Source organism: Cryobacterium sp. LW097 (assembly GCF_002205495.2).
Classification (GTDB): domain Bacteria; phylum Actinomycetota; class Actinomycetes; order Actinomycetales; family Microbacteriaceae; genus Cryobacterium; species Cryobacterium zongtaii.
This window is the reverse complement of record NZ_CP021992.1, coordinates 3,515,734-3,532,656: the sequence shown is the minus strand read 5'-3', so window position 1 is coordinate 3,532,656 and position 16,923 is coordinate 3,515,734. Positions and strand designations below refer to the sequence as shown.

At 69.4% G+C, this 16,923-nt stretch carries 17 protein-coding genes; 10 read left to right on the top strand and 7 right to left on the bottom strand.

All coding sequences use genetic code 11. The features are described from left to right. Positions 1–29: 29 nt before the first annotated feature. The 3 genes from B7495_RS16560 to B7495_RS16550 all read right to left on the bottom strand — a co-directional run bounded on the left by B7495_RS16560 (position 30) and on the right by B7495_RS16550 (position 2,932). Complete coding sequence (locus tag B7495_RS16560; RefSeq protein ID WP_088457554.1) at positions 30–776, bottom strand: SDR family NAD(P)-dependent oxidoreductase; 747 nt, start codon at positions 774–776, stop codon at positions 30–32. Continuing rightward, entirely contained in the window at positions 769–2,160 is a 1,392-nt protein-coding gene (locus B7495_RS16555; protein WP_088457553.1) for a DUF6421 family protein, read from the bottom strand. The genes B7495_RS16560 and B7495_RS16555 overlap by 8 nt, the downstream gene beginning before the upstream one ends. A gap of 178 nt (positions 2,161–2,338) precedes the next feature. Beyond that, positions 2,339–2,932, bottom strand: a complete 594-nt coding sequence (locus B7495_RS16550; RefSeq protein WP_088457552.1) for a helix-turn-helix domain-containing protein — start codon at positions 2,930–2,932, stop codon at positions 2,339–2,341. A gap of 122 nt (positions 2,933–3,054) precedes the next feature. On the opposite strand from B7495_RS16550, the gene B7495_RS16545 reads away from it, so the two are divergent. The 7 genes from B7495_RS16545 to B7495_RS16515 all read left to right on the top strand — a co-directional run bounded on the left by B7495_RS16545 (position 3,055) and on the right by B7495_RS16515 (position 10,300). After that, entirely contained in the window at positions 3,055–3,303 is a 249-nt protein-coding gene (locus tag B7495_RS16545; protein WP_133160304.1) for a hypothetical protein, read from the top strand. Between the two features lie 28 nt (positions 3,304–3,331). Then, complete coding sequence (locus tag B7495_RS16540) at positions 3,332–4,093, top strand: DNA alkylation repair protein (protein ID WP_088457550.1); 762 nt, start codon at positions 3,332–3,334, stop codon at positions 4,091–4,093. A 115-nt stretch (positions 4,094–4,208) separates the two neighbouring features. Then, a complete protein-coding gene (locus B7495_RS16535) occupies positions 4,209–5,384 on the top strand; it encodes an ROK family transcriptional regulator (RefSeq protein WP_088457549.1) in 1,176 nt (391 codons plus the stop codon). 69 nt (positions 5,385–5,453) lie between these two features. Further along, on the top strand, positions 5,454–6,806 hold the full coding sequence (locus B7495_RS16530; RefSeq protein ID WP_088457548.1) for an extracellular solute-binding protein: 1,353 nt from the start codon (positions 5,454–5,456) through the stop codon (positions 6,804–6,806). Positions 6,807–6,855: 49 nt separating this feature from the next. Continuing rightward, the gene (locus B7495_RS16525) at positions 6,856–7,800 is read left to right on the top strand and encodes a carbohydrate ABC transporter permease (RefSeq protein ID WP_088457547.1); all 945 of its coding nucleotides are present in this window, start codon (positions 6,856–6,858) and stop codon (positions 7,798–7,800) included. After that, a complete protein-coding gene (locus tag B7495_RS16520) occupies positions 7,797–8,735 on the top strand; it encodes a carbohydrate ABC transporter permease (RefSeq protein WP_088457546.1) in 939 nt (312 codons plus the stop codon). Before B7495_RS16525 ends, B7495_RS16520 begins: the two co-directional genes overlap by 4 nt. Beyond that, positions 8,732–10,300, top strand: a complete 1,569-nt coding sequence (locus B7495_RS16515; protein WP_088457545.1) for a glycoside hydrolase family 3 protein — start codon at positions 8,732–8,734, stop codon at positions 10,298–10,300. The genes B7495_RS16520 and B7495_RS16515 overlap by 4 nt, the downstream gene beginning before the upstream one ends. Here the strand turns inward: B7495_RS16515 and B7495_RS16510 are convergent. Further along, positions 10,297–11,259, bottom strand: a complete 963-nt coding sequence (locus tag B7495_RS16510) for an ROK family protein (RefSeq protein ID WP_088457544.1) — start codon at positions 11,257–11,259, stop codon at positions 10,297–10,299. The genes B7495_RS16515 and B7495_RS16510 overlap by 4 nt on opposite strands. A 227-nt stretch (positions 11,260–11,486) precedes the next feature. Between B7495_RS16510 and B7495_RS16505 the strand changes: the two genes are divergently transcribed. From B7495_RS16505 to B7495_RS16495, 3 genes are all read left to right on the top strand, one after another. Then, complete coding sequence (locus B7495_RS16505) at positions 11,487–13,124, top strand: peptide chain release factor 3 (protein ID WP_240632291.1); 1,638 nt, start codon at positions 11,487–11,489, stop codon at positions 13,122–13,124. 93 nt (positions 13,125–13,217) lie between these two features. Beyond that, positions 13,218–13,394, top strand: coding sequence for a DUF1059 domain-containing protein (locus B7495_RS16500; RefSeq protein ID WP_088457543.1), 177 nt, complete (start codon positions 13,218–13,220; stop codon positions 13,392–13,394). Between the two features lie 86 nt (positions 13,395–13,480). Then, positions 13,481–14,491 carry an EAL domain-containing protein gene (locus tag B7495_RS16495; protein ID WP_240632290.1) on the top strand — a complete coding sequence of 337 codons (1,011 nt, stop codon included), beginning with the start codon at positions 13,481–13,483 and terminating at the stop codon, positions 14,489–14,491. 59 nt (positions 14,492–14,550) lie between these two features. On the opposite strand, the gene B7495_RS16490 is transcribed toward B7495_RS16495, so the two are convergent. From B7495_RS16490 to B7495_RS16480, 3 genes are read right to left on the bottom strand one after another with little or no spacing between them, the layout of a single operon-like run. Then, on the bottom strand, positions 14,551–15,045 hold the full coding sequence (locus B7495_RS16490; protein WP_240632289.1) for a MepB family protein: 495 nt from the start codon (positions 15,043–15,045) through the stop codon (positions 14,551–14,553). Continuing rightward, a complete protein-coding gene (locus B7495_RS16485) occupies positions 15,042–16,130 on the bottom strand; it encodes a sulfate/molybdate ABC transporter ATP-binding protein (RefSeq protein ID WP_088457540.1) in 1,089 nt (362 codons plus the stop codon). Before B7495_RS16485 ends, B7495_RS16490 begins: the two co-directional genes overlap by 4 nt. Continuing rightward, positions 16,127–16,921: an ABC transporter permease gene (locus B7495_RS16480; protein WP_088457539.1), complete on the bottom strand. Its 795-nt coding sequence runs from the start codon at positions 16,919–16,921 to the stop codon at positions 16,127–16,129. Before B7495_RS16480 ends, B7495_RS16485 begins: the two co-directional genes overlap by 4 nt. Positions 16,922–16,923 lie beyond the last annotated feature (2 nt).

Genomic DNA, 16,923 nt, shown 5'->3' with positions numbered 1-16,923 from the left:
CACGCTAGCGCCGACGCGTCGCGGGCGAATCAGCCCCCAGGGGGAGGTTCGATGGTTGCGCCGGCCGGGGCTGCCGGTCCGGGGGTGAGGATGCGGCGGGTGTTGTTCAGGGACGCGGCGGGCCAGTCCCAGAGGGCCACGACCTCGGCGGCCAGCCGGGGCTCGAGTCCGTCGAGGGCGCGCACGACGAAGATCACGGCCGCGGCGGTGTCGCCGGCCTTGGCGAAACCGTGGCCCACCGACCGGGTCCAGGTCTCGGCGGCGGCTTTGGCGCTGGCGTAGTTGGCGCCGCCGGGGGTGGGCGCATCCACCGACACCGACGACACGATCGCCAGCCGGCCGGTGAACGAGGCCAGCAGATCGGCGTTGAACGCGCGAGTGGTGTTGCGCAGCGTCTGCACGACGCGTTGGTGCAAAAAGTCCCAGTCCTCGTCGGTCTGACCGTCGAGCCCGCCGCCGCCACGCCAGCCGCCCACCAGGTGCACGAGCCCGTCGACGGGTCCGTGTTCGGTGTGCACGGTGGCGGCGAGGGCGGTCACCGCCGCAAAATCGGTCAGGTCAGCGACGTAGACGGAGGCTTGAGGCGCCACCTCGAGCACCCGCGCCAGCCGTTCCTCGTTGGAGCCCACGGCCAGCACCCGGGCCCCGGCACCCGCCAGGGCGGCCGCGACGGCCACCCCGGCGGTGCTGGTGGCCCCGGCGATCAGCACGGTGTGCCCGGCAGCCCCCGGCTGGCCGGGATCGCCGGACGGGTCGACCAGCGTGAGCCTACGCATCCGCCGTGATGCCCCTGGTCGACTCGATGACGGGTTTCATCTTCTTGTCGAGCGCCTCGAAGAACATCGAGAGCGGGAACTCGTCGTCAAGGACGAGGTCGGTGTACCCCTTCGGCGCGCCGGCGAGCACCTCGAGCGGCAGCCCACGAGCCCACGCCGACGCCGGGTTGGGCGTGAGCGTCTTCGTCAGCATCTCGTAGGCGGCCAGCCAGTGCGCCTTCTTCGGCCGGTCGATCGACGCCCAGTAGAGCTCGTCGATCTGGGCGCCGAGCGCGATGACCACATCGGGCACCGTCTCCCAGTCGAAGGAGAGCGCCGTGTCGGTCCAGTGCAGCACGTGGTGCTGGTGCAGCCAGGCGAACAGCAGCTGGCCGCCGAGGCCGTCATAGTTGCGCACCCGGCTGCCGGTGATCGAGAACCTGAAGATACGGTCGAAAATGACCGCGTACTGCACCAGCTTCGCGTGCCGGCGGGCCTCGGGGCTGGCGGCCTCGTCTCGTTCGATCTTCACCGACTCGCGGAACGCCGTGAGGTCGCAGCGCAGCTCCTCGAGTGAATAGAGGAAGAACGGCATCCGCTGCTTGATCATGAACGGGTCGAAGGGCAGGTCGCCGCGCATGTGGGTGCGGTCGTGGATGAGGTCCCACATCACGAAGGTCTCTTCGGTGAGGTGCTGGTCGTCGAGCAGCGCGGCGGCCTCCGCGGGCAGCTCGAGCCGGGTGATCTCGGCCGCGGCGCGCACCACCCTGCGGAACCTCGCGGCCTCCCGGTCGGCGAAGATGGCCCCCCAGGTGAACGTGGGGATCTGCCGCATCGCCACGGTCTCGGGGAAGAGCACCGCCGAGTTGGTGTCGTACCCGGCCGTGAAGTCGAGAAAGCGGATGGGCACGAACAGCTTGTTGGTGTACTCGGTCTCGAGCTCGGCCACGAACTCCGGCCAGAGCACCTCGATGAGCACCGCCTCGACGAGCCGGTTGGGGCTGCCGTTCTGGGTGTACATCGGAAACACCACCAGGTGCCGAATGCCGTCCTCCCGGTGCTGCTGCGGCTGGAAGGCCAGCAGCGAGTCGTAGAAGTCGGGCACGCCGAAGCCGCCGGCCGCCCAGCGGTCGAAATCGACCACAACGGCGGCCAGATAGTCGGCATCGTGCGGGAAGTGCGGCGCCAGCTCGGTGACCGCAGCGGTGATCTCGGCGACGGACGACCGCGCATCCGCGTGGGCGCCGGCCTCGGGGATCGAACCGTCCTGGGCCTGCACGGTCTGCAGGGCGGCGGCGGCGTTCTTGAGCCGCAGCCAGGCGGGCGAGCCGGTCAGGTCGGCGACCAGGGTGTCCTCGAGAACCTCGGGCTCACCGACCAGTGCATCTGCAATGTAATTCGACATGGGAACCTCCCGTCCTCGTGAGTGCCGCGGGCGCGACGTGCGTGCGGCGCACTGAACTGGAATACACCGGTGTGCGCCGCCCCCAGCGTAACCGGGGGTTGACGGCGTTTTCATGCGGCCCTCCGCAGTGAATCGCCGTCTTGACCCGGTTTGGCGCGTGATTGCACCGACCGAACGGTTAGCTCGACGTCGCCGATGTCGACCGGGCACGCAGGTGGATGCGTTCGCCCTGCTTGCCGAACATGGAGAGGATCTCCACCGAATCGGTGCCGGTGGAGCCGAACCAGTGGGGATTGCGGGTGTCGAACTCCGCCGCCTCACCCGTGCCCAGGACCACATCGTGCTCGCCGAGGATCAGCCGCAGGCGACCGGAGAGCACATAGATCCACTCGTACCCGGTGTGGGTGCGGGGTGCGGGCTCCCGATCGGTGGCGGGGATGACGATCTTGAAGGCCTGGGGCTCACCCTGGTGCTGTGAGAGGGGCGTGAGGGTGCGGCCATCCGCCCGCGTGGGCCGCTGCGGTACTCGCGGGTCCTGCACCCTGGGCGGGCTGACGATCTCCTCGAACGGCACCGCCAGAGCGGCCACGATGGGCAACAGGAGCTCGAGATTGGGCTTTCTCTGCCCGGACTCGAGCCTGGACAGCGTGCTCTTGGAGATCCCGGTTGCGGTGGCGAGTTCGGCCAGCGTGACGTTCTTCTTTTCGCGGGCGCGGCGCAGGCGCGGTGCGATCTGACTCAGCTCGTCGTTGATCCGGGGAGTGCTGCTCATGCGGACAGCTAAGCAGCGTGTCCCACTTTTGGCAACGATAGTCTCAGGAATTTCGCGACGGCCGCACTGTAGGGGGACGAGGTCGTGATCATCGGCCGCTCATCTCTCGAAAGGAAGACCCAGTGTCACTACCCCCAGCTCCCCGCGGAAGTGCCGCACCCCCGTCTGTGCACGTGCGGGCCGTGATCACCTGGATCGCCATCTTCCCGTTGGTGACGCTCGGATTCTTCGCGATTGCCCCGTTCGCCACCGACTGGAATCCGGTTCTGCGCGCCTTTGTGCTCTCGGTGGTCGTGGTGCCGGTCGCCGTGTACCTTGTGGTGCCCCAGCTGATGCGCGCCTACGGCGCGATCCGCACCACGCGGCGCTGATCGGCCGCCCAGGCGCTAGCCTGCTGCCATGACGGATGCCGGGCGCGTTTCGGGCAGTGCCACCGCGGCCGAGGTGCGGGCGGCGCTCGCCGCGATCGCCGATCCGGAGCGCGCCACCGGGGCCGCCCGGTACTTCCAGACCGGGCAAGGGCAGTACGCCGAGGGTGATGTGTTCATCGGCGTCACCGTGCCGCAGACCCGAGCGGTGGTCACACGGTTCGCCACCCTGCCGCCGCACGAGATCGACCTGCTCCTGGCCGGCCCGGTGCACGAGCACCGACTCGCCGCCCTGCTGATCCTGGTGGCGCAATTCGCCCGGGCAAGCGCCCCGCGCACCCGTGACGACCCCCGGCGCCGGGTTCTCGCCGAGTTCTATCTCGCGCAGCTGCGAGCCGGCCGGGTGAACAATTGGGACCTGGTGGACTCCTCCGCGCCGGGGCTGCTCGGCGAGTACCTGTTCGACCGGCCGCGCGGGCTGCTGGCTGAGCTCGCCGCCAGCGAGGTGCTCTGGCAACGGCGGGTGGCGGTGATCGCCACCTCGGCGTTCATCCGGCGCGGCGACGCCACCACCACCCTCGACTTGGCCGCGCGGCTGCTGGGTGATCCCGAGCCGCTGATGCACAAGGCCGTGGGCTGGATGCTGCGCGAGGTCGGCGCCCGCGTCGACCGGGACCTGCTGCTCCGCTTCCTCGACCTGCACGCGGGCCGCATGCCCCGCACCATGCTCAGCTACGCCATCGAGCACCTCAGCTCCGAGCTTCGCGCGCACTATCGTGGCCTGCCCCGCTGAGCGCGGCGGGCGTCCAGGCGGCGGATAGCATCGCCGCGTTACGACTTGGTAACCAACCCAACCAATAGTTTGTTCTCCCTTGCGCGCATTTCGTTCGTAAGGTTTACTAACAAACATGACAGCAACCGGCGCCCCGCGGACGATCCAGGACCGAGCCCTCCGCCCCACCGCGAAGGTCTTGCCCGAGCACATCCGCCTGAACAACCGCACCCTGGTGCTGCAAACGCTGTACCGCGCCGGCCTGCAAAGCCGCGCTGACTTGGCCCGGGAAACCGGCCTGACCCGGGTGACGGTCTCCGACCTGATCAGCGAGCTGATGGGGGAGAACCTCGTCATCGAACTGGGCCAGCGCCAGGAACCGCGTCCAGGCAAGCCCGCCACCCTGCTCGACATCAACCGGTCCGCGTTTCAGATCGTCTCACTCGACCTCTCCGGTCACACCCGGTTGCGCGGCGCGGTGCTCAGTCTTGACGGTGCGGTGCTGTCCAGCTCGGGACTCGACCTGGCCGGCGCCCGCGGCGAGGCCGCCTACGACACTGTCGCCGAGCTGCTCGCCCAGGTCATCGCCGCGGCCACCGCCCCGATCCTCGGTGTCGGAATCGGGTCTCCGGGCATCGTGGACCGGGCGGGAGTCGTGCGCAACGCGCCCAACCTCGGCTGGCGTGACCAGCCGCTCCAGGCCCGGCTCCAGGAGCTGACCGGTCTGCCCGTTCGGGTGGTCAACGACGCCAACGCCGCCGTGCTCGCCGAACACAGCTTCGGCGGCGCCGACCACGATCTGCTCCTGGTCAAAGTGGGCCACGGTGTCGGCGCCGGGCTGCTGATCGGCGGTCGCGCAATCTTCGGTGAGCGCTTCGCCGCCGGTGAGATCGGCCACGTCGTGGTCGGCACCGACGACGGCCCGCTGTGCGCCTGCGGCAAGTCCGGCTGCCTCGAGGCCTGGCTCTCCGTACCGCGGCTGACCGCGGCGATCCATGACGCCACCGCCGCGGCGGCTACCCCGGCGGATGCCGAGCGCGCCACCTCCGACATCCTCACCGAGGCGGGCCGCCGGCTCGGCATCATCCTCGCCCCCGTCGTCGGTGCCCTCAACCTGCTCGAGATCGTGTTGAGCGGGCCCCCCGAACTTCTCGACGGCGCCCTCTCCGCGGCCACCGTCGAGACCCTCCGGTCGAGGACCATGGCCACCGAAACCGGCGATCTCACCCTGCGGATGACCGCGCAGGGGGAGGACATCGTTCTGCGCGGCGCGGCCGTCATGGTTCTCTCCGCACAACTCGGCGTTTCCTAGCCGACGGATTTCCCCTGCACCAACGATGTGGCGCCCGCCAACGTCGGCAATCCACGAAAGGAATATCTCATGAAGAGAAAGCTCGCATCTCTCGCCGCGCTGGCCACTGCGTCCGCGCTCGTGCTGGCGGGATGTTCGTCCGCCACCGATGAAGGCACCGACGCCTCCACCGACAACGGCGACAAGACCATCACCCTCTGGCTCGCCGGCGGCGACACCCCCGATGAACTGCGCGACTACCTGAAGTCCGAATTCACCGCACAGACCGGCGCCACCCTGAACATCCAGCAGCAGGACTGGGGTGACCTGGTCACCAAGCTGACGACCTCACTGCCGGACGCCAACAACACCCCGGATGTCACCGAGCTGGGCAACACCCAGTCGTCGACCTTCACCAACGTGGGTGCGTTCCTCGACATCTCCGACATGTACGAGGAGCTCGGCGGCGCCAACCTGCTGCAGTCCTTCGTCGACGCCGGCATGGTGGGCGACAAGAACTACGCCCTGCCCTACTACTTCGGCTCCCGCGCCGTATTCACCCGCGCCGACGTCTGGGCGGCAGCCGGAGTCGAGCAGCCCACCACCCTCGAGGAGTTCAACGCCGGCGTCGCCGCGATCAACGCCGCCAACCCGCTGAACATCCCCGACTTCTCCGGCTTCTACCTCGGCGGTCAGGACTGGCGCAACGGCATCTCCTGGATCTTCGCCAACGACGGCGAACTCGCCACCGTCAAGGACGGCACCTGGACCTCGACGCTGGCCTCGGAGAACACCCTGACCGGCCTCGCCCAGCTGCAGGAGCTGTACAAGTCAGCCTCCAACGCGCCCAACGACGCCAAGGACTCCAACCAGTACATCTACCTGAACGACAGCGACGAGATCAAGGATGCCGAGGGCGCCGTCACGTCGAACACCTCACTGTCCGCCGCCACGATCATGGCCCCCACCTGGGCGCACTGGTCGATCGGAACTCTCGGCACCGACGCCGACGGCAAGGCCACCCGCACCTGGGATGACACCAAGAACGCGGTCTTCGCCCTGCCAGGCAACGACGGCAAGCCCGCCCCGGTCTTCGCCGGCGGATCCAACATCGGCATCTCTGCGACGAGCAAGAACCCCGAGCTGGCCAAGAGCCTCCTCAGGATCGTCTACTCGGAGGAGTACCAGATGATGCTCGGCCAGAACGGCCTCGGCCCGGCGAACAGCGACTACGTGGACTCGCTCGGCGACGACCAGTTCGCCCAGGCGCTGATCGCCTCGGCCTCGAACTCGAAGCTCACCCCGGCAGCGCCCGGCTGGGCCACGGTCGAAGGCTCCCTCGTGATGGAAGAGTTCTTCAGCAAGATCGAGGGCTCCACCGACCTGAAGGCACTCGCCAAGGAATACGACGACAAGCTCACCCCGATGCTGAACGGCGAATAGCCGGCAGCCTGTCGAACCAGACGAATCGAACAACGAAAGGAGGGTCGGCGTGACCACGCAGAACCTCGTGCTCGGCCAGGCCGATCCGCCGCGGCCGGCCAGGCCCCGAAAAAGGGGCAGATCAACGCCGTACCTGCTGGTCATCCCGGCCTGCGCCATCCTGATCCTGGCGCTCGGCTATCCGCTGGTCTGGCAGTTCATCACCTCGATGCAGAGGTTCGGACTCTCCCAGCAGTTCGGCCAACCCCCGGAATTCGTCTGGTTCGACAACTACGTGACCCTGTTCACGGACCCGTACATGTGGACCGTGGTGGCTCGGTCGCTGGCCTTCTGCCTGGTCACCGCCGCGGTCACCATGGCCATCGGCACCCTGATGGCGCTGCTGATGAACGCCGTGCACACCAGCGTGCGCATCACCCTGCAGATCTCGTTGCTGCTGGCCTGGGCGATGCCCGTCGTCGCGGCGATGACGGTCTGGAACTGGCTCATCGACTGGCGCCGGGGGGTGCTGAACTCGGTTCTGACCGGTATGGGCCTGGACTTCCAGAACCACAACTGGCTGGCCAACCCGCTGTCGTTCTTTTTCGTGGCGATGGTCATCGTGGTCTGGATGAGCGTGCCGTTCGTGGCGTTCTCCATCTACGCCGGCCTCACCCAGGTGTCCACAGAGGTGCTCGAGGCCGCCCAGCTGGACGGCGCCACGCTGGCCCAGCGGCTCCGGTACATCATCGTGCCGATCATCCGGCCGGTGCTCGCGATCATCCTGCTGCTGCAGGTGATCTGGGACCTGCGGGTGTTCACCCAGATCCGCCTGCTGCAGGACGTCGGGTCGATCGCCTCGGAGACCAACCTGCTCGGCACCTACATCTACCAACTCGGCGTCGGCTCCAGCGACTTCGCGATGGCCAGCGCCGTCTCGATCTTCGTGCTCGTGCTGACCGTGGCCCTGAGCTGGTTCTACGTACGCAGCATGCTCAAGGAGGACGAATCATGACCTCGACGGTCCAATCCACCGGCGCATCCGCCCCGCCGGCCGGCTCGCGGCCCCGGCCCGACCTCCCGCCGACCGGCCGGAAGGGCGGCGGCGGCAACCGGCGCATCCGCCCTGGCCGGATCGCGCTGGGCGTGATCGGCATCGTGGTCTCCCTGATCTGGGTGTTCCCGGTCTATTGGATGCTCAACTCGTCGCTGCTGCCCAACGTGGTGCTGCAGAGCACCACCCCGACCTGGCTCCCGTTCGGCGGCTCCCTCGACAACTTCGTCGCGGTCTTTTCGGGCGGCACCTTCCTGCCCGCCCTGGGCATGAGCACGGCCATCGCCCTCATCACCGTGGTGTTCTGCCTGCTCTTCGCTTTCCTCGGGGCATTGGCGATCAGCCGGTTCAGATTCCGCGGGCGCAAGGCGTTCGTCCTGGCCGTGCTGCTGATCCAGATGCTCCCAGCCGAGGGGCTCTTCATCGCTCAGTACAAGCTGATGGGCAGCCTGAACATGCTCAATTCGATCGTGGGCGTGAGCATCATCTACATCGCCGCGGTCGTGCCCTTCACGATCTGGATGCTGCGCGGCTTCGTCGCCGGCGTCCCCGCCGACCTCGAGGAGGCGGGCATGATCGACGGCCTGAGCCGCACCCAGGCGTTCATGCGCATCACCTTCCCCCTCCTCGCCCCCGGCCTGGTGGCCTCGGGCGTCTACGCGTTCCTGCAGGCCTGGAACGAGTTCACCGTGGCCCTGGTGCTGTTGCAGGACAACTCCAGCCAGACGCTTCCGCTCTGGCTGCGCGGCTTCATCCAGGCCAGCGCAAGCCGGGCCACCGACTGGGGCCAGGTGATGGCGGCGTCCACCATGGTGGCCATTCCGGTGATCATCTTCTTCCTCTTCGTGCAGGGCAGAATGACCAGCGGACTGGTCAGCGGGGCGGTCAAGGGATGACCGGCGGCCACGGCGACGACTCCCCGGTGCGCAGGAACATCCGGGCGACCCTGATGCCGGGCTTCGTGGGCACCGTGCTGCCGGACTGGTTGCGCCTGCGCCTGCAGGACGGACTCGGAGCCGTGTGCCTGTTCGGGCAGAACATCGTCTCGATCGCCCAGCTGCGGGCGCTGACCGACTCGATCCGCGCCGCGAATCCGCTCGCGGTCATCGCGATCGACGAGGAGGGCGGCGACGTCACCCGGCTCTACTTCTCCTCGGGCTCGCCGTATCCGGGCAACGCCATCCTCGGCCGGATCGACGACCTCGGCTACACCGAGGAAGTCGGCCGGCAGGTCGGCTGGGAGCTGCGGAAGGCCGGCTGCACCCTCACCTTCGCGCCGGACACCGACGTCAACTCCAACCCCGACAACCCGGTGATCGGCGTGCGCAGTTTCGGCGTCGACCCGGTGCGGGTGGGCCTGCACTCCGCCGCCTGGGTGCGCGGGTTGCAGTCCACCGGGGTCGCCGCCTGCCCCAAGCATTTCCCGGGCCACGGTGACACCGCCCTCGACTCCCACCTGGCCATGCCCGTCGTCGACCTGCCGCCGTCGACCCTGCGCGAGCGGGAGCTGGTGCCCTTCAACGCCGCGATCACCGCCGGCGCGAAGACCATCATGACCTCGCACATCCTGCTGCCCCAAATCGATCCGGAGAACCCCGCAACACTCTCGACGCGGGTGCTCGGCGGCCTGCTGCGCACCGAACTGGGCTTCACCGGCGTCATCGTCAGCGACGCCCTGGATATGAAGGGTGCCAGCGGCATCCTGGGCATCCCGGGGGCCGCCGCCGCCGCCCTCGCCGCCGGCTGCGACCTGCTCTGCATCGGCACCGAGAACACCGCCGAGCAGCTCGACCAGATCGAGGCCGCCATCCTGGCCGCCGTCGACGCCGGAACCCTCACCGAGGCCCGTCTCGCCGAGGCGGCCGGCCGGGTGCACCGCCTCGCGGCCGGAATCCGCGACGACACCCTGGACATCCAGCTCCCGGCTGCCGCGCTGACGATGCCGGAACCCAGCTTCGATACCGGGCGGATCCGTGCCTCCTTCGCGATCAACGACCACGCGAAGCGGTGGCTCGCGGCGGTTCCGGAGACCTTCCCCGTGGTTCGCCTCGACACCGTCACGAACATCGCCGTGGGCTTGGCGCCCTGGGGGCCGTTCGCCGAGGTGGCCGCGCATCCGGAGTCGGACCTCGCGACCGTGTGGCTGGCCAGGCCTCTCCTCGCACGCAGCGCAGAGGACAGCGGGGCGCTGGAGCTCTCGGCCGACTCTGCCGTGGTCGTGATCGGCAAGGACAACCACCGGCATCCGTTCATTCGTGACCTGGTGGATACGCTGCGCGCCGACCGCCGTGATGTTCTCGTGGTCGACATGGGCTGGCCGTCGGACGACCTGCGCTACGCCGACATCGCCACCTTCGGTGCGTCGAGGCTGGCCGGGCGGGCGCTGCTGGAGCTGCTGGCGGCGGTGCCCCCGACCGCGGTGCCCCTGACCGCCGAGCCGGTGACCGCCGAGCCGGTCTAGCTCACCAGGTCGCGCGCCCGCAGCGCGCCGCCGAGCAGGCCGGCGTTTTCGCCGATCGACGCCGGTAGGATCACCGGACGCCGGTGGAAGCTGAGCAGGGCGCTCACCCTCTCACGCAGCGGCACGAACAGCTGGTCGCCCGCCTGCGCCAGGCCGCCCCCGATCACGATCGCTTCCGGGGCGAGGATCGCGGCCAGCTGGGCGATGCTCAGGGCGAGCGCATCCAGTGCCTCGCTCCAGATCAGCGCCGCCGCGGGGTCGCCGGTGCGGGCCAGGGCCAGAGCCTCGCGGGCCCCGCTCAACCGGATGCCGGTGACCTCTTCGTAGCGGCGCACTATCGCGCCGGCCGAGGCCACGGTCTCCAGGCAGCCCCGGGAGCCGCAGCCGCAGAGCGGACCTGATGGGTGCACTATCGAGTGGCCGATTTCGCCCGCGTAGCCGCCGCCGGTGTGCGCCCGGCCGTTGATGAACAGCGACCCGGCGATCCCGGTGCCGATGACCAACACCACCACGTTGCGATAGGGGCGGGCGGCGCCGAGCCTGAACTCGGCCTCACCGGCGGCCCGCACATCGTGCGAGAAAGTGGTGGGCAGGTGGATGAGTTCTTCGGTGAGTTGTTTGAAGGGCACGTTGGACCAGTGCAGGTTGGTGGAGAGCACGCCGATGCCCGCGTCGTCGTCGACGAGGCCGGGGGCGAGCAGGCCCACCGCCCGGGGCCGCACCGCGGGAAAATCCGCGGCGAACTGCAGCGTGAGCTCCTGCACCCGGGCGATCACCGAGAAGGCCGTGCGCTCGCCGTCCAGCGGTGTCGGCGTGCGACTGAGTCCGAGCATCCGGCCGGAGGTGTCGAAGAGCGCGGCCTTGGTGTCGGTGCCGCCCACATCCACGGCGATCACCGGCTCGCCGGCGCCGAGCGGGAGGGCCTGGGCGAGAACCGAAGTGAGGGTCACGGCGGTCATGGCTGGGGCTCCTCAGCGGTCGGCGAGTGTCGCGGGGCAAGAAACCGGCCACGAGGGTGCTCATGCTGTATCAACTGCCTGTGAGGACATTGTCCCACGCGCCGACTCTGTTTGTAAAGGATGGTAACAATTAGCGGGGAGCGGGTGAACAGCCGCGCAGGTTAGGTTTGAAGGACGCGTGCGCGCAAGCGGCGCATTGACAGACATATAGAGGTAGGAACCGAGCAGTGGCTGAAGCAACCGTGACCCCGGGCACCGAGGTGTCCCCGAAAGAGGTCGAGGCTCAGGCCGTGCGCCGGCGTACCTTCGCCGTCATCTCGCACCCCGACGCGGGCAAGTCCACGCTCACCGAGGCGCTGCTGTTGCACGCGCGGGCCATCACCACCGCCGGCGCCACGCACGGCAAGGCCGGCCGGCGCGGCACCGTCTCCGACTGGATGACCATGGAACAGGAGCGTGGCATCTCGATCACCTCCGCCGCCATCCAGTTCGAGTACCGCGACAGCGTGATCAACCTCGTCGACACCCCCGGCCACGCCGACTTCTCCGAGGACACCTTCAGGGTGCTCTCCGCGGTGGATGCCGCCGTGATGCTCGTCGACGCCAGCAAGGGCCTCGAGGTGCAGACCATGAAGCTCTTCGAGGTCTGCAAGCAGCGGGGCCTGCCCGTCATCACCGTGATCAACAAGTGGGACCGGCCGGGCTCCGCCGCCCTCGACCTGATGGACGAGATCCGCACCCGCACCGGCCTGATCCCCACCCCGCTGACCTGGCCGGTGGGCATCGCGGGCGACTTCCGCGGTGTGATCGAGCGGGGCAGCAGCGACTTCATCCGCTTCAACCGCACCGCCGGCGGCGCCACCCGCGCCGACTCCGAGCGCACCACCGCCGAAGAGGCCGCCGCAGTCGAGGGTGACGCCTGGGTCGCCGCCGCCGAGGAGTCCGAACTGCTCACCGAGGAAGGCCAGAACCACGACGAGGAACTGTTCCTCGACGGCGTGACCACCCCGGTGCTGTTCTCCGCCGCGGTGCTCAACTTCGGTGTGCAGCACATCCTGGACACCCTGGTGGACTTCGCCCCGCCTGCCGAGGCGCGCCTGGACGCCGACGGCGGCCACCGCCCGGTGACCAGCCCGTTCTCCGGCTTCGTGTTCAAGGTGCAGTCCGGCATGAACTCCTCGCACCGCGACTACGTCGCATTCGTGCGGGTCTGCTCCGGCCAGTTCCGCCGTGGCATGGTCGTCACCCACTCCGCCACCGGCCGGCCGTTCGCCACCAAGTACGCCCAGCAGCTGTTCGGCAAGGACCGCGAAGTGGCCGAGGAGGCCTGGCCCGGCGACATCGTCGGCCTGGTCAACGCCTCCGCTTTGCGGGTCGGCGACTCCATCCACGAGGGCAGCCCCGCGGTCACCTTCCCGCCGCTGCCGATGTTCGCCCCCGCGCACTTCCGCGCCGTGCGCCCCGCCGACACCAGTAAGCACAAGCAGTTCCGCCGCGGTATCGACCAGCTCGACCACGAGGGTGTCATCCAGGTGATGCGCTCGGACCTCCGCGGCGACCAGGCCCCGGTGCTCGGCGCCGTTGGCCCGATGCAGTTCGAGGTCGTCGAAGAGCGGATGTCGCACGACTTCGGCGCCGCCATCCGCAGCGACGTGCTGCCGTACCAGCTGGCCCGGCGCACCGACAAGGAAAGCGCGCTGATCCTGGGCCACGACCGCCAGGTGGAGGTGCTCCGCCGCAGCGACGGCACCTTGCTGGCCCTGTTCAGCACCCCGTGGCGGCTGCGCAACACCGTGCGCGACCACCCCGAGCTGTTGCTCGAGGACCTCGCCGGCGGCGGCCCCATCGACGAGGTGCGGTACTAGCCCAATCCGCACATCACGTCGCGCCGAACTACACTCGGAAGCCTCAGTGACCAGGGAATCGCCCCGGTGGCAGCAACGACAGGGGAAAACGTCATGAAGTCATTCGCGTGCGGAGATGTGGTGCCAGGGTGCACGGCGAGTTGGGTCAGTTCCACCGATGACGAAATTCTCGTTCTCGTCGCCCAGCACGCGAGCGCGGTGCACGGCATCAGCACCGTGAGCCCCGAGCTGGTCCAGAGCGTCACGGACCGGATCGTGGTCGTCTCCTGACGACACCGCTCCCCGCCACCGAGTGGGCCGCCCTGCTGGACGCTGTCAGCGCCGGAACGGGCGTAACGGCGGCGTTCCAGCCGATCGTGGACACCGCCCGCGGGATCGTGGTGGGGTTCGAGGGCCTGGCCCGCTTCGAAATGCCCGCGGGGATCAGCGTCGAGGACCTGTTTGCCCAGGCCCGCGCCACGAACCGGTCCGCGGAGATCGAGGCGCGCTGTCTGCGGGTCATCCTCGCCGAGCGCGGCTCGGTGCCGACCAACTGCTTCATCACCGTGAACGTGTCACCGCACGTGCTCGGCCATGACGCGATCCGGCAGGTCTGGCGGGACCAGGCCGACCTCACCGGGGTGTTCGTCGAGCTCACCGAACAGTCCGCCATCGACTCCGCGGCCGACCTCGAGCCCGAGCTCGACGCCATCCGTGCTGCCGGCGGCCTGATCGCCGTTGACGACCTCGGCTCGGGCTACGCCGGTCTCAGCCGCCTGCTGGCGCTCAAACCCGCACTGATCAAACTCGACAGGGAACTCATCCAGGGCATCGACACCGACGAGGCGAAACGCGCGCTGGTCGAGATGATCGGCACCTTCGCCAACCGCATCGACTCCTGGGTGCTGGCCGAGGGCATCGAAACAGCGGCGGAGTACGACACCATCACCGCCCTCGGGGTGCCGCTCGCGCAGGGCTACTACCTCGCCCGGCCCGGTCCCGCCTGGCCCGACCTGGCCAGGCCGGTGGTGCCCAGTGCGGAGCGGCAGCCCGTTCCCGTCGTGCGCGATCTGCTCGACATCGCCCCCGGCGCGGAGTCGGTGGCCGCCGCAGCCCGGATCTTCACCGATCACGCGGAGGTGCGCACCGTGGTGCTCATCGACCACCATGGCCGGCCCGTCTCGGTTCTCGACAGTGAGAGCGCCCACCTCGGGGTCACGACCGGCGCCGTGCGGGTGAACCTGGACACCCCGGTTCGGGATGCCCTGCTGCGCGCGATCACCCGTGACAGCACGCATCGCTACGATCCCCTGATCGTCACCGACAACGCCGGCCGCTACGCCGGCATCGTGCGCCTGGAACGCCTCATCACCACCGCTGTTCGGTAGGCCGGTCAGTCGCATCGCCACGACACCAGCGCGCCTGCCCCGTGCCGGTGCGTGCGGGCTCAGGGGTCGAGAAGTTCACGCAGCCGCTCGAGGTCGACGCCGTCGCTGGTGTCGAGGAAGAACGCGCCCTGCCACGCCTGGGTGCGGATGGCCTGGGCGTTGCTGGTGCGCGACCACGGTGGATAGACCCTGAAGCCGCGTTTGCCGCCCTGGCCCGCCACCGACACGATGCCGTGACGCTGCAGCGCGGAGCGCGGGAATACGAACTGACCGGAGTGCAGCCCCTCCCGGGTGAGGATGACCAGGTGGTCGACGTCGTCGACCGGGAAAGGTTCGGTCGAACCGGTGGGCGATCGCTGCCAGACGGCGACGAACAGGCCGACCTTGCGGGGCGTCACCCGGCCTACCCGGAACCGCAGGCGTCGAGTTCCGATCCGGGCAACGGCGCCGCCGTAGTCCACGTTGTCGATGTCGTTCTCGGCGGCCGCAGTCTCCGAATGACCGCACAACGACCCGAACAGGGCCATGGCCCCTGACACGTCCGGGTGGATCACGACGACGTGGTCCGGTCGGAGGGCGCGGTGGGGTACAGCGTGGCGGCGGCCGTCGCAAACGAGAACCAGACCGGGGAGCCCACGGCGGCGTCGAGCTGCGCGGCCTCCTTCGGGCTGACGTCCGCGGCCAGCACGGCGCTCCGTGCCCGAACAAAGTCGCCCCGGGGCTCGAGGTCGATCAGTTCGGCTCGCACGCTGCTGAGCTGCGAATCGGCCGGCGGGTCGATCGACACCGACACTGCGCCCGGACGGACCGCCAAAGACAGCGGTGCCCCGTCGGCCACGCCCGGCTCGGGGATGTTCGCGACTGGGGCCGCGGCATCCGCCGTGATCAGGTTGGTGCCCCGGCGCACACCGGTGAGCAGGTTCAGGCCCGCCAGACCGGCCGCGAAGGCGCTGCGCGGCCGGTCGAAGACCTCGGCCGGGGTGCCCTGGTCGACGATCCGGCCGCCCTCGACGATCACCACGCGGTCGGCCAGGGTGTAGGCGTCGAGCACATCGTGGGTCACGATCAGCGCGCTGCGGCCGGCCAGCACGCGGCGCAGCATCCGCCGCACCGCCGGCGCCACCGAGATGTCCAGGGCGGCCAACGGTTCGTCGAGCAGCAGCAGGCCGGGGTCGGATGCGAGGGCCCGCGCCACCGCGATCCGCTGAGCTTGCCCGCCGGAGAGCTCGGCCGGGCGCCGGGCGGCCAGCTGTTCGGCATCCACTTCGCGGAGCCAGTGGGTCGCGATCTGGCGAGCCCGGCCCGAGGGCGCTCCCGCGCTGCGGGGGCCGAAGGCGACGTTGTCGAGCACGCTCAGATGCGGGAACAGCAGCGCCTCCTGGGCGAGCAGGGAGACACCGCGCTGGTGTGGGGGCCGCCAGGTGCGGGGGCCGCGCCCGGCGCCCGGCAGGTCGAACAAGACGGTGCCGTTCAGCTCGCAACGCCCGGAGTCGGGGGTGACCAGCCCGGCGATGGTGCCCAGCAGGGTGGACTTGCCGGCGCCGTTGGGCCCCAGGATCGCGACGGTCTCGCCGGCCGCCACGTCCAGGTGCAGGCTGACGTCGCGGTCGGCGACGTGCAGGTCGAGGGAGAAGGTCACGAGAGCGCCCGTGCCCGACGGCGGGAGGGCTCACCGGTGCGATGGGCGAGGCTGACGATGATGACGGCCACGACCACCAGCACCAGTGACAGCGCCACGGCGGTGTCCGGGTCGGTCTCCCGCTGCAGGTAGATCTCCAGCGGCAGGGTGCGGGTGGTGCCCTGCAGGCTGCCGGCAAAGGTGAGGGTGGCGCCGAACTCGCCCAGTGCCCTGGCGAACGACAGCACGGCGCCCGACAGCACGGCCGGCAGCACCAGGGGCAGGGTGATGCGGCGCAGCACCGTGGTGGGGCTGGCGCCGAGGGTGGCGCCGACGGCTTCGTACCGGCTGCCCACCGTGCGCAGGGCGCCCTCCAGGCTCAGCACCAGGAACGGCAGGGCGACGAAGGTCTGCGCGATCACGACGGCGGTGGTGGAGAAGGCGATCTCGATGCCCAGGAGTTCGAAGGTCTTGCCCAACAGTCCCCGGCGGCCGAAGGTGTAGAGCAGCGCGATGCCGCCGACGACCGGGGGGAGCACGAGGGGGAGCAACACCAGCGAGCGGAGCACCTTCTGCCCCCAGAAGTCGGTGCGGGCCAGGACCAACGCCATCGGCACGCCGAAGACTACACACAACGCGGTCGCCGCCAGCGAGGTGCGCAGACTGAGAAGCAGCGCGGCGACCGAGGACTCCGAGCTGATCAGCGGCACGAACTCGGTCCAGTTCACCCTGAGCACCATCGCCACGAGCGGCAGTAGCACGAAGACCGCGCCGAGGCCGGCCACGGCGAAGACCCAGCGGGGAACCGTCATGA